Consider the following 12,847-nt stretch of genomic DNA (forward strand, 5'->3'; position numbering starts at 1 on the left):
CTCTATCTCCTCAACAGATTCCGCCCAACTTGCTGGCGCCGACGTGCCCCCTTTCCCATCGCCTACTTGGCTACGCCCAACGGGCGCCCCCGGGATAAAAGAACTGCATGAGGCTTGGGATCAGTATAGAAACAAGATGGCGGGTAGCCAATACCTCTTACCTCGATCTTCCCCTACCAAAGAGGGGCGAAGGGAAAGAGGGACCAAGGAGAATCCGCAGCACAGGGCGAACCAGATGGTTGGGCCCTGGAAGGATGAGTTACCGACTCACGCGGCGTCTCAAGACCCCGCTCCACTCTGTGACCATCAGGCCCACGGTGAGGACCACAAGCCCCATCGCGCACAACTGGGCTGCGAATGGAAGGGTTCCATGCAAGCTCAGTCCTATTGCCCACGCCAATCCTACTATCCCCAGGGAAATCAAGTGCGGCCATAGCACGAAGGATGTGCGGCAAGGGTCCACGATTTTTGGAGTCGTGATAAAAGGGAACTGGCGGTTGACCAAGACATCGACAACGGCCGCTATTTGATACGGCCATTTCGCGAATTGCAGGAGGCCGGCTCGCCAATGAATCCCCTGCTCCGATTTCTTATTCAAGTAGAACCCTTGTCGATATCGCTCCCAAAACCGCAATATAACAACCATGAACCCGCCACTGACCAGCGCTTCGGTGGTTGCCAGAGAGGGAATGTTCCCGGATACCAGCATGAACGCCACAAGCATCATCGCAATAGGAAGCACCATGCTCCAATGGACATAGTTCAATCCGTGCAAGGAGTTCAACAATGCGGCAGTCGGCGAGAGGTTCCGGGCTACTGAAGACCCGATCCGTAGCTTCACGTCGAGGACAGAACGGGTCCACCGCCGTTGCTGATTGAGATAGGCCGGCCAGTCCACCGGAGCCAACCCTCGGGCCAGCACCTCAGGAACATAGACGCCTTCCCACCCACGATTCTGGTACAGGAGCGTCAGCAGCAGATCGTCGGCATCGTGCGCCGCGAACCCGCCGCACTCGCGCAAGGCGCTGAGACGGTGTGTGTTGTGACACCCGATGATGAGCGGAAACCCTTTCCCATGACAGGCCATTTGCACGAGCGAGTAGAACTCATAGGTTTCTTCAGCCGCCCCTCTGGCGATAAAGCTCGCCTCTTGGTTGCCATACACCTGCGGAGCCTGCACATATCCCACTTTTGCATCATCGAAATACCCGAGGACTTTGGCGAGATACACACGATCAGGCACGTGATCGGGATCAAATGCCGTCAGGATCTCGTATCGATCGAATCCGATCTCATGGAGCCAGGCATTAAAGTTTCCATGCTTTGAAGCCTTCCGAAACATGCCGGCCTCGGCCTGATAGCGCGGGAACGACTTGCGGCTGAAATGATGGACGCCCAGTGCGGCGCAGACCTGCTTAACCCGCTCGTCATCTCCCTCATCCAGAACCCACGTGTCGTGAGGATAATCGAGGTTCACCAAGGCCTTCAGGGTCTGTTCCAGCAAATCCAATGGCTCAATCCCCGGCACATACGTGGTCACGACCGCAACCTTCCAGCCCGGTCTCGGCAAAACAGCTCTTGGCCGCTTCATACTGGGAAGAATCAGCCATCGCCCGAGATTGTTGAGGAGAATCACCGCGAGGATCCCGGAACAGACCGCCATGACAAATGAATGTTCTCCCCACGCCTGGAGTTGAAACCAGAGAAAGAGAAACGCCGCGATTGCTGCCACTCCCGACCCCGTCAACAGCCAGTAAACGAACCGGTCTCCCGGCTTGAGAACGTCGTCACTTACCACTCTGGTCGAAAGACTGTTCCCGGTAGACCGCTCCATCTCTTATCCACCCCTCTCGTTTGGACCTAAAGGGCGAAGCCTTTCGGCATCGGTGCTCCGCCAGGTCTGCCGCGCTCCTGTCCGAACGACGAGGCCGCGATAGGCCCCCACGCCAAATACGGTACGCAGCCACAGACGGCCCAGGACCCGCCAATACCCCCATCCCACCTGGGCCAGCTTGAACGAGGACATGCCCATATCCGGCGTGCGATTGATCCAGGAAATCGGGACCTCCTTCACCTGATAGCCCATCAACAGAGGCTGCAACCCGGTCTCCGCATTCACCGCGAACCAGGGCTCCACAAGGCAGAGCTGCTCCACGACTTCGCGGCGAAGCAGCTTCAGATTATTGGTGAGGTCGCGGAAACGGCGGAACAAGAGGATCTGAGCGATCAGGTGGAACCCCCGGTTGGCGAGGATCTTCCCGAATGGGTAGTTCAACAAGACACTATGTCGGGAGAACCGGCTCCCGACGACCACGTCATACCCTTTCACGGCTTCGTCGAACAGATCCGCTATTTCCGGCAACAGATGTTGAAAATCGCAATCCATGGTGAGGACGTAGCGTCCTGTGACCGCTCGGTAACCATCTGATAAGGCCCGACCGACTCCGTTCGGACCTGTCCGCGAAACCAGCCGTATCCGGTCGTCGACGGCCGCCATGCGCTTGATGACAGCGGCTGTCTCATCCTTGCTATTGTCGTCGACTAGCACGATCTCGTGAAGATAGTCGTTGTAGAGACGGCGCAACCCATCCACAAGGGGCCCGACATTCATCTGTTCGTTGTAGCAGGGAACCACGACGGAAAGGGATCTCCTCAGCGATGCGTGCGAGGCCAACGACACGGCCGGTCGTTCAACGATGCGGGGAGGCTTTTGGGCATGCACCAGAATGGCGCCTGCTAAGGTTCGAATCACCGGCGCATTCTCCAGAATGATCGAAAGATTCCGGAAGAACCAAACGAGCCGCGGGGAGAGCGGGGCAAAAACAAAATCGTTAAATACGGCAAACACCCGAATAAAACCCACTTCCGACATGAGTTCGTACAATTGGCCACGGCTAAGAAGGGACCGGGGGTCTGCCTTACCGAAGACACGCGCCAGCAACCGGCGAAGCTTCAGGACAACGTTCCACGGATTGCTTTCATAAAACACCACCTGTCCACCAGGCTTCAAGAGATCCAGTACATGCTGCAGCACCGCTGCGCAGTTGCGTTTATCGAGCAGATCAATGGCCACGACAAAGTCAAATTGCCGTTCTCTCAGAGTATCCGGGAAGACATCTGCAGCGATGAACTCGACGGGATCCTGGATTTGGTCCGGCTTGCCCGCAAGGGAATCGAAGGTCACGGCGGCAATGGGGTTTCTGCCGTGGGTCACCTGTACGAGCTGCCGTGTAAAGAGGCCCTGGCCGCATCCCAATTCAAGGATGGTTTGCCCAGGCAGAAGATGAACCAGATGCCGGAAGGACTGTGCACGCCAACGAAGACGATCACTCGCAATAGGGTCACGCTGCAGAAGATATTCGTCTCGAGTCTTTTCACAAAGCGCAAGGGTTTGGAGCATCGATTGGTCAGAGGTACTCATACCACTCTCTCATTCATGCAACCGAACATTCCAAGCCATGATCATGTCCCGGAACACGTCATCAAGCGATTTGCTCACAGACCACTTCGGATAATGCTTCTGAAATCTGGCGAGATCGCTGATGTAGCAAATATGATCGCCTGCACGCGGCTGATCAAGGTACTCGTATTGCATTTTCTTTCCTGTCAGCTCCTCGACAATATCGAAAGCCTCTAGTATGGAGCAGGAATTCGCCCGCCCGCCCCCCATGTTGTACACTTCGCCGGATCGAGGATTCGCATAGATTTCTTCAATGGCCCGAGCCACATCGAAACTGTGGATGTTGTCCCTCACCTGCTTCCCCTTATACCCATAGATTCGATACGTCTTCCCGCTCAGCTGCGTCTTGACCAGATACGACAAGAATCCATGGAGCTCGACACCCGAATGATTCGGACCGGTCAGGCACCCCCCACGGAGACAATGCGTCTTCATGCCAAAGTACCGGCCGTACTCTTGCGTCACCACATCGGCCGCAACCTTGCTGGCTCCGAAGATTGAATGTTTCGACCGGTCGATCCGCATCGCTTCTGTCACCCCTTGGTAGTCCTCCTGTCGAGCGTAATCCCAACGCCGATCCAGCTCTTTCAGCGGCAACTCATTGGGGGCATCCCCGTATACCTTATTCGTCGACATGAAAACGACGACGGCCTCCGGGGAATGTTGCCGAGTCATCTCTAAGACATTGAGCGTCCCTGTCGCATTGACGTCGAAATCGTCAAATGGACGACTGGCCGCCAGGTCATGGCTGGGTTGGGCCGCACAATGCACAATCAGATCGAAAGGTCCTTCGTGCTTGAAGAGACCGGAAAGCCCTTCCCGATCTCGAATGTCGAGCTGGTGATGAGAGAACCGACGAGTACTCTGGCGCAGCCGTTGAAGATTCCACGTCGTGTCACCTTCCGGGCCGAAAAAGTCCGCTCGCATATTGTTGTCAACGCCGATCACGCGAGTAGCACGGCAGTCGAAAAACGTGACGAGCTCAGACCCGATCAGACCGCTCGAGCCGGTGATGAACACTTTCATACAGTGGCACTCCTTCTCTCGATCGTCATGCTTTCTTCATGGACATCGCTGAGATGAAGAGGGAAGAAAACATCGTCCCCCCTCCTATAATGATGAGAGTGGCGCCCAGCGATACCCATTCGGGACGCGAGAGCGGCAAAAATCCTGACTGTATCCACTCCCATACCAGGAAGGCGAGAAGCGCCATCCCGATGAGCAGGATGCCCCCGCCGAGCAAGAGCCCGGTCTCAAGGCGAAACCAGTCGTAGAACGCACCGAGTCCCTTATTGTTTCTGTCGAAGCGACGACTCCATGAATAGGTCTTGGCGTGCAGGCCTAAACTCACGACTTGAAATCCCACCACGCTGAAGATCGTGCCAAAAATTCCTGTCGCGGTCCCGAGGGGCTTCCCGTTGAACTGGATGAGACCAGCCAGGGAGACAACATGCGCGGCAACCCCAAGCGCCAGCGACAGGAGGCCCGGGAGGAAGAACACCTTGTTGGGACAATAAATCAACATCATACGGAGACTTCGCCAGCCATCTCGAAAGGTCCGCAGCTTGGACTCCCCTTTTCGCTCAGCCAGCTGGATCGGCAACTCAGCCGTCTTCAAACCGGCCAAGCCTGCATTGATGGCCAGCTCGAGATTAAACTCCATACCGGGGCTGACCGGTTGGATCAGGTCGTACGCCCGTCGACTAAAAGCGCGATAGCCACAATACACATCGGTATAGTCGGTCTTGAACAACACATTCAGAATTTTCGTCAGCAAGGGATTCCCGAAGAACCGATGAAGAAAGGGAATCGTGGCATGCCCCCCTTCGAGATAGCGACTCCCGGTCACGAAATCGTGGCCCTCTTGTAGCTTGTCGAGAAAGATGGGGATCATCGTGAAGTCATAGGTATCATCGGCATCCCCCATGACAAGGTATCTGCCCTTGGCGCTCGCAAACCCCTTCAAATACGCATTCCCATATCCCCGTTCCGGCTGATGCACGATTCGGGCGCCCATTGCTTCCGCAATTGCCACGGATCGGTCCGTCGATCCATTGTCGCAGACGACAATCTCGCCATCGAGCTGCGCCTTGTCGAACGTGTCCCGGATCTTCTGGAGGCAGGCACCGATGGCCGCCTCCTCATTGAGGCAGGGGAGCACGACGGAGACCAACGGAAGCAATTCACCCTTAGAAGTGCCGATCATGGTTGAGGCTCCAAGGATACGGCCGACGAGATAGCCTTGCTCCTGACAAGGAATAACAAGTGATCATCGACCTTCGCGCGCAATTCAATCGCGACTGGTGCCGATACCAGCTCTGTGAGAAGCCAGGTGAGATTCCCGTGACGCCCACCGTTTAGATACACAAAGAACTTCGGGTGCGCCTCAAGATATCGAGAAAATTCTTCGATATGAAAACCAAACCACGGCCTGAGATCCAAAATCCCTCGATCGACCGTGTCATGCCCGAGATGCCGCAACGATGCTTGAGGATCTGCCAGATAAACCAGTCGGGACGACAGTTCACGGGGAGCATAGTGAGACAACATCATGAACGAATGAGCATCGGACACCACGACGGGCAAACTCGTAATCGATTCACGTCCGATCAACTCATAGACTTTCCCAAAGGACGCTTCCATCGCACCTTGCAGGTTGCGAGCGGACAACATGCCGAATCCCGCGCACGACAAAAGAAGAATCGCGACCCCCACAACAGCATGCCCTTGAAAGAGCCGCGCTATAGCCACGGCCACGAGCACACTGACTCCAAGCACAGCGGGCAAGGCATACCGAAACGTGAATGCCCCAGTCGTCAGCATGGTCGCCAGTACAGCGATGATCGGGAGTGCGACAAACCCTGCGGCCACCAGACCTTCGTGGACAGGGGCAAGAGAGTAACTGGCGGCAGCCTGAGGGCGCAACTTCCCTGAAAGCGAGAGGGAATAGAGCCCACTTAGAATCAAGACGGCCAGCGCCAGCAAGGGCGTCGGCATGAGCAGGGCTGAATAGGCATCCGGGAGCGACTGCAAACTCGGCCGAGCCCAAAACCCTTGGGAATAGGTTCTCGCTTGTTGAATGAGGGGCGCCAAAAACAGCAACGGGGATAAGGCGCTCATCATCGAGAACCAGATCGGCCAATCTACACGACGTCGGACCATAGAACGCACCAACTCACCGATTCCAAGCGGGACAAACACAAAAACAGCGTAGTAGTGGCTGCACACAGCGGCAGCCAGACTCGCCGCAAGCCCCGCGATGGAAAGTTTCCGGGATCGACCGGACGTTGCCTGTAGCCAGCACAGCCAGGCGAGGGAGGAAAAGGCCAAAACCAATCCGTACGGCCTTGCTTCGTAGCTGTATAAATTCGCGCCCGTCACAAAGAGAAATACCATCGCGACGAATCCATACAATGCCTCAGTTTGGCGTGCAACGATGTGAAAGAGACAGAGCCCCGCCACCCACACTCCGATCATTTCCGGCAAACGCAGGGCCCATTCATTGACGCCGAACAAAGCAAGCGACCATCGAGTCAACACGTAAAACGGGAATGGAGTCTGATCTGCCCCAGTGAGGAGCGCGGACCAGATGCCGGAGAGCGTAGGTGCCTGGGCGATAAAGTATGTGAACAGTTCATCGTTCCACATGGGCTTGCGCGAGGCCAGCAGGCTTGTCGCCGTGAAATACATGAGCGAGACCGCCGCCAACAGCCACATCCTGCGCCGGTCGCACAGCCCTCGAAAAGCTTCCGCAGAGTCCTCGACCCATTGCCAAGCTTTCACGAAAACCGGCGACGTTTCCGGCGCAATCATATCAGCCGACTTCATGACGCTCCTTTTCGCTGCGAGCGTTCTCAGGCATGAGAAGCAGCAATCCCGTCTCAGGCTGCACGATGACTGAGCCAGGACGAACGTGCTCATAAATTTCGAACGCCTGCTCATGTCGCGCTCCGGTTTCTGTCACGACGTCATCACTGTAGACGCGTTTCCAGCGATCAGGGAAACCCTCGACTACACTTTTCATAAAGCGTTTGCTATCAATGGCCAAGCCCTCGTCAAGAATCAGATAGGTGACCGGCACTGACTCCAAGAGTTGCACGGCCTTGATGGGGTCCGATTCAAACGGGGGCATTACCGACTTGTTTCCCGTTCTTAGATAGACCCAATGGGGCACTGAAACGGCAATGACGTCATGTGGTTTGGTATGCGCCATCAACCAGTCCACACCCCCGTCAAGAGCCCGAAATGAATCCATGTAGAAAAATGAACGATAGCCAACCATATCGCCTTGCCGAGTCTTGAACTGCACCGGAAGGTGGCGCTTCGTATAGACCGCCACGGTCGTTGCAATCTGCTGCACGAGAATCCCGACCACAAGCAAGTAGGCAAGGACATGGACTACGCTCTTCCATCTGGTTGGCGGACGCCTTTGCGCCTGCCTCAATACCCAAGCAATTGCGGTACATAAGGACAAGGCCAACAAGGGAACCGTGGGCATCAGATACCGATTAAATTGGTCCGGCCAGGGTGTAAGACAGATCACTGAAATGGATGAGAGCACGCAAAGCGGAACAACTATATGTCCTTGGGCTGCAAAAATACCCGTACCAACCAGTACAAGACTCCCCAAGGCAATCAAAGGAACATCAATAAGCCACTCTGGTTCAGCTTTAATCCCCATTTGTTTTGCGACCTCTTCCCATTCTACTTTCCACACGGGCCGCATCGAACTTACGGACTCCCCGATATACCTTGTCACATGGGCCACGTTGTGGAAGTACCGTTCGACCCGATCCGAAAGTGTCGAATACCCCAAGTCGGGATCAAAGGGGTCGTTGAGCGACACGTTCTTTGCATAACTGACATTGTAGAACATATAGTCGGCACGCTGGTACGCATACGGGGGACGTTGATACTCCGCACTCGTCTCGACGTAATGCACATACGAAAACCATCCGAGGATGGGAACCAACGAGATCGCGACCCGAATGGCCACAGTCTTCCATTGCCTCCTGACAAGCCCTTCAGCTATCCAAGCCGCGAACAGAGCAATACCGGCAGTACGCGAAGCAAACGCTGTCATGGCAAAGGCCCCCGCCCATGCCGGAGAGAGCCACCACCCTTCACTTGAACAGGCAAGGAGAAATCCAACGGTGAGAAGACCATAGAGCAGGTCAGGAAAACACAAATCGGATAAAAAATACGTCTGTACGTTCAAGAGGCATACTACTGTCCCAAAGAAAGCAAAAGCGCTCGAAAGATACCGTCGCAGTAGCGTATAAATAGCAAAGATATAAGTCGCAAAGACTAAAAATGATGAGAGTCGGAGAAAGCGGCCAACAACAAGCGGGTCGCTCGTCCCGAGAACGAGTTGATGCGCAGCAATGATCAGCGGAAGTAGCGGAGGGTACTGATTGGCCTGGATCTCGCCGGGCTCGTTGAGCAGCCGATATCCCTTCCCCTCGGCGAGCGACGTCCCGAGCACATAGTACACGCCTCCGTCCCAGCGCAAATCGATCGGGCCTTGGAGGCGAGGCAACCATAGCGCGATGACCAACAATCCGAGGATTGTATACAGAGTCCGCTCCTTGCTTAGCTCACTCCGCAACATCTCCCACATAGCCGGCACACTTCGGTTCAAGCTACAACCTCACATTCACACTACTTCTTGTGGACATCTACCACCGCATTGTAAATCCGCCCAACCAGCCACCCGATCGCCCCTCCCGTGATGGCTCCGTATAGCAATCCGACAAATGCACCCGGCCAACTCACGGAATACCCGACAAAATAGTTCGAAAGCAGCTGAAGATGCTGCCCCGCCTGGACACCATCTTTAATGACCAACCACACCGTCATCGTAAAAAGCCCTGCTCCCCCGATCAGCCCGCAAACCACCGCCAGCGCGTCCGCCTTGATCCTGGCGAGAGCGTGGGTCACTTCTTCCGTCTGCTTCATGTGCGGCTTCATCACATTCACCGCCTTTCTTCTGAAATGGATTACATCTTGTCGAGAAGATGGCGACGCTCATCCCGCTCTGCGCGCCACCGAACGAATTTTGCATAGCCCGTAAGCGTCCAATTTCTGAGTCCAGCCGCAAGTGCCCCCACCGCAAACCCCAACAGCCCTGCTTCGACTAACCCGATCACCGCGCCTGCCCACGTGACTTCAAACCCGAACAGGTAGTTCCCGAGCAACGACAAGTTTGGACCAGGCGCAGCCCCGCCTCTAAGTAACAAGACGGCCGAGGCCAGGAATATTCCGAGACCGCTCACCACACCGACGGCTAGCCCCAAGGCCAGTGGATCGATTTTCGCAAACGCGACTTCGATCACGGCGTCTTCAGCTTCCTCTACCGCCTCATCGACCGAGACAGAGACTCGCGTCGGCACAAGCCGATCGCCGGTGTTCGGCTGAGTCGCTCGTTCTTCTTCGTGATATTCCTTCTCTGTGTTGACGGCCCAGACATCGCGCTTGTCTCCGAGAATGTTCCCGGCCGCATACACGCCGGTCAGCATGGAGTGGTCTTGATTGTTATAGCGATGCAATCCGTTTCGCCCGATGGTCTGCAGATTCGAGAAGGTCTCTAGATAGCGACGGATCGTGCCGACGCTGTCTTGATACGTCTGGTCGTAGACCGGATAGGCCTTCTCCATCCGCACGACCGTCCCGTCTTTGACTTCCCGCGGATCGATGAGGCCGATTTGCGCGCATTCACGAATGCCCAGTTCAATGAGGCGCTCATCCGACCACGTCCACATATCATCCGTATCCCACAAGAAATATTCCAATCCCAGTGAGGTCCGTGAGGCGTCCGGTACCATATAGGGACTCCAGTTTTTGTAATTCTGAATCCGCCCGAGCTTGACCTCCGGCGAATGCACGTAGAGCCAATTGTCGGGGAAGACGGACTCGCGATCGATGACCAGTACTACCGTCAGGTAATCCCGGTAACGGAGAGCTTGTGCGGCTTTGAGCACATCCTCTGGCGGCAAAGGATCCAGGGCCTGCACCAGTTCACGTAGCGGCATCGTCGACACGAAATGCCGGCCGTCATACTCCAGCGACTCACCGGCTGCGCCACGCCCCTGAACGCAATCGACCAGCCCGTGACGATGCCGGACACGCTCCACTTTCACGCCTTGGATCGTCTGAGAGCCCTGACTTTCGATCAAACCGCGGCATCGTTCCCACATCAACCCCGGGCCAAAGCGGGGATAGTGAAATTGCTCGATTAGAGAGGTCAATGTCGACCCGTCCATGCCCTGTTTGGCTCCGAACAGCGCATTCCGCACGGCTTGTTTCAGTGAGAGGTTCTTGATGCGTTGCGCCGCCCAGTCCGCTGAGATCTCGTGGCACGGAATTCCCCAGACCTTCTCCGTGTAGGTCTTGAAGAAAATGCTGTACAGCCGATACCCGAATCGGTTGGACACCCACTGCTCGAATGTTTTCTCATCCTGGATGTGGAAGAACTTGGCCTTGATGTAGCTGAGGCCGATCAGAAACGATTCCAACGGGCCGAGACCGGTCAGCGCATTCAGCGGTTTGAGAGGGTAGTCAAAGAAGTGTTGATTGTAATAGATGCGGGAGATGCGCGGACGCAGCAAGAACTCCTCTCCAAGAATTTCGTGCCACAGTTCATTGATAAGGGGGACTTTGGAGAAGAATCGATGTCCGCCGATATCAAACCGATACCCGCGATAGTTGACGGTTTTCGAGATTCCCCCGACCTGATCGCTCGCCTCGAGCACGGTAGACGTCATGCCCCGCTTGCCCAACTCGTAGGCGGTCGTGAGCCCTGCCGGCCCTGCCCCGATGATAATAGAAGACTCTTGGCTCATTCGCGTTTCTCCACTCGTGATCTTGCGCGTCGTGCGTCTTGCGTGACCAGGGAAGCAGGCCCCTTAAGCTCCCCTTCACCCTTTGCGAAATAACACACCGTTCCGACGGCGAAGGCGACTCCGCTATACAGAAAATACAACCAGTGCCACGGGACGGTTTGCGCAGCGAATCGGAGTCCGCGCTTCTCCAGGAAGAATCGGTAGAGCCTGGCATTGAGGGAAAAGAGCATCACCCCCATCATGGCAGCCCCGACCAAGAAAAGTGGCTGCCAGGGAGACAGCATGAGTGCGCCGAGCAGTCCAGCTGCCAGCATGACGCTCACGCGCCCGGAGATGCCGATATTCAAATCGTTCACAAAGCCTCGATGCCGGTGAATCAGCTGTGTCCATGGCACGGCCCGCTGAAAAAAGTCAGCCTGGAGCATCGACCCGATCGTCCAGCGTTTCCAATGTTTGACCTGAATGGATTTACAGAGCCGAATCCTGTGACCGGCTCGTGTGAGGCGGTAGCCCAATTCAATATCTTCGATGGAGGGCTTGCGATACGTTTCATCGAATCCGCCCATCGCGAGAAAGACCTCCCGCCGGATCGCCCCACAGGCGCCCCAAAACGTTGAGGCCTCCTCCCGGCCATTCTGATGGACGTAATGGTGCAGGAGATTCCTGTACTGTGAAAGAAAATTCGCTTCCCCCGGCTGATCGTCATAGGACCCGATCATGGCCGCTATCTCAGGATGCCGAGCAAAGATGTCCCTTACCTGCTCAATCACCTTCTCAGGCACGGTTACGTCCGCATCGATGAAGAAGAGCAGATCCGAGGTTGCCTTCGATGCGCCGAGATTCCTGGCGCGACCGGGCCCCCCCGGTTGGGGAAAGCGATACAGGGTCACGCCGGCCGCCTCTGCGTACTGCGAGGACCCGTCGGTATCCCCATCGCCGATTACGATGAGTTCATCCGGCGGAGGCACCGTCTGCCTGATCGATTCCAGGCTCGCGCGAAACTTTGCGCCCCCGTTGTAGACGGGAACAATAACTGCGACGGTCAAGGGTGAGAGAGTTAACGTTGTTTTCACCTTATTCTCGTGTATCACACGCCCAGGGCCAGAGCGAGTCACCCGTTGTCGCAGGTCGTCGCTTCAGCACTTTAGCCTGCGAGTAGTATGAGCCCGATGAATTGGCAACAGACTATAGGATGCGGATTAGCAGAACAATCCCACCTTGATGGGGGGGGAGCATCTACCAAAGAGAGGTCGCCATAAGTGATTTTCATATTGCGCGCTCAGCACTTCGCGCATTACTCTGAGTCAAAAATAGTCCCAAGAATAAAAGTAATGGACACAGCCAGACCTTATCAACACACGCCCAAGGGAGCATTAATCTGCCTTTTCGTTTTCCTTTGTCTTGGCGCGCTAGTGTGGTGTCTCAATCATGGCTTTACAATGCTTGATCTTCTTCAGAATGTCGTCGACGGTTTTGGTCCACACGAACGGCTTGGGGTTCTTGTTATTGAGCCGAATGAACTCGTCGATCGCCGCAACCAACTCCG

9 protein-coding genes are annotated in these 12,847 nt (G+C 55.7%); all 9 read right to left on the reverse strand.

Annotation, left to right across the window (positions count from 1 at the left end):
• Nucleotides 1-259: 259 nt before the first annotated feature.
• Nucleotides 260-1,834 carry a glycosyltransferase gene (locus Q7U39_03545; protein ID MDO9117005.1) on the reverse strand — a complete coding sequence of 525 codons (1,575 nt, stop codon included), beginning with the start codon at nucleotides 1,832-1,834 and terminating at the stop codon, nucleotides 260-262.
• Nucleotides 1,835-1,837: 3 nt separating this feature from the next.
• Nucleotides 1,838-3,421 (reverse strand): glycosyltransferase, encoded by a 1,584-nt coding sequence (locus tag Q7U39_03550; protein MDO9117006.1) that lies wholly within the window; start codon nucleotides 3,419-3,421, stop codon nucleotides 1,838-1,840.
• Nucleotides 3,422-3,430: 9 nt separating this feature from the next.
• Nucleotides 3,431-4,486: an NAD-dependent epimerase/dehydratase family protein gene (locus tag Q7U39_03555; protein MDO9117007.1), complete on the reverse strand. Its 1,056-nt coding sequence runs from the start codon at nucleotides 4,484-4,486 to the stop codon at nucleotides 3,431-3,433.
• A 25-nt stretch (nucleotides 4,487-4,511) separates the two neighbouring features.
• The gene (locus tag Q7U39_03560; GenBank protein MDO9117008.1) at nucleotides 4,512-5,666 is read right to left on the reverse strand and encodes a glycosyltransferase family 2 protein; all 1,155 of its coding nucleotides are present in this window, start codon (nucleotides 5,664-5,666) and stop codon (nucleotides 4,512-4,514) included.
• Entirely contained in the window at nucleotides 5,663-7,288 is a 1,626-nt protein-coding gene (locus tag Q7U39_03565) for a glycosyltransferase family 39 protein (GenBank protein MDO9117009.1), read from the reverse strand. The genes Q7U39_03560 and Q7U39_03565 overlap by 4 nt, the downstream gene beginning before the upstream one ends.
• Nucleotides 7,275-8,954, reverse strand: a complete 1,680-nt coding sequence (locus tag Q7U39_03570) for a hypothetical protein (protein MDO9117010.1) — start codon at nucleotides 8,952-8,954, stop codon at nucleotides 7,275-7,277. The genes Q7U39_03565 and Q7U39_03570 overlap by 14 nt, the downstream gene beginning before the upstream one ends.
• 167 nt (nucleotides 8,955-9,121) lie before the next feature.
• Nucleotides 9,122-9,430 (reverse strand): hypothetical protein, encoded by a 309-nt coding sequence (locus Q7U39_03575; protein MDO9117011.1) that lies wholly within the window; start codon nucleotides 9,428-9,430, stop codon nucleotides 9,122-9,124.
• A gap of 29 nt (nucleotides 9,431-9,459) precedes the next feature.
• Nucleotides 9,460-11,301, reverse strand: a complete 1,842-nt coding sequence (locus tag Q7U39_03580; protein MDO9117012.1) for an NAD(P)/FAD-dependent oxidoreductase — start codon at nucleotides 11,299-11,301, stop codon at nucleotides 9,460-9,462.
• A complete protein-coding gene (locus Q7U39_03585; GenBank protein MDO9117013.1) occupies nucleotides 11,298-12,374 on the reverse strand; it encodes a glycosyltransferase family 2 protein in 1,077 nt (358 codons plus the stop codon). The genes Q7U39_03580 and Q7U39_03585 overlap by 4 nt, the downstream gene beginning before the upstream one ends.
• Nucleotides 12,375-12,847 lie beyond the last annotated feature (473 nt).

The organism is Nitrospira sp. (assembly GCA_030653545.1).
Classification (GTDB): Bacteria; Nitrospirota; Nitrospiria; order Nitrospirales; family Nitrospiraceae; genus Nitrospira_D.

Coding starts and splice junctions, on each gene's coding strand:
- Q7U39_03545 (MDO9117005.1), bottom strand. CDS start 1,834: ATGGAGCGGTCTACCGGGAACAGTCTTTCGACCAGAGTGGTAAGTGAC.
- Q7U39_03550 (MDO9117006.1), bottom strand. CDS start 3,421: ATGAGTACCTCTGACCAATCGATGCTCCAAACCCTTGCGCTTTGTGAA.
- Q7U39_03555 (MDO9117007.1), bottom strand. CDS start 4,486: ATGAAAGTGTTCATCACCGGCTCGAGCGGTCTGATCGGGTCTGAGCTC.
- Q7U39_03560 (MDO9117008.1), bottom strand. CDS start 5,666: ATGATCGGCACTTCTAAGGGTGAATTGCTTCCGTTGGTCTCCGTCGTG.
- Q7U39_03565 (MDO9117009.1), bottom strand. CDS start 7,288: ATGAAGTCGGCTGATATGATTGCGCCGGAAACGTCGCCGGTTTTCGTG.
- Q7U39_03575 (MDO9117011.1), bottom strand. CDS start 9,430: ATGAAGCCGCACATGAAGCAGACGGAAGAAGTGACCCACGCTCTCGCC.
- Q7U39_03580 (MDO9117012.1), bottom strand. CDS start 11,301: ATGAGCCAAGAGTCTTCTATTATCATCGGGGCAGGGCCGGCAGGGCTC.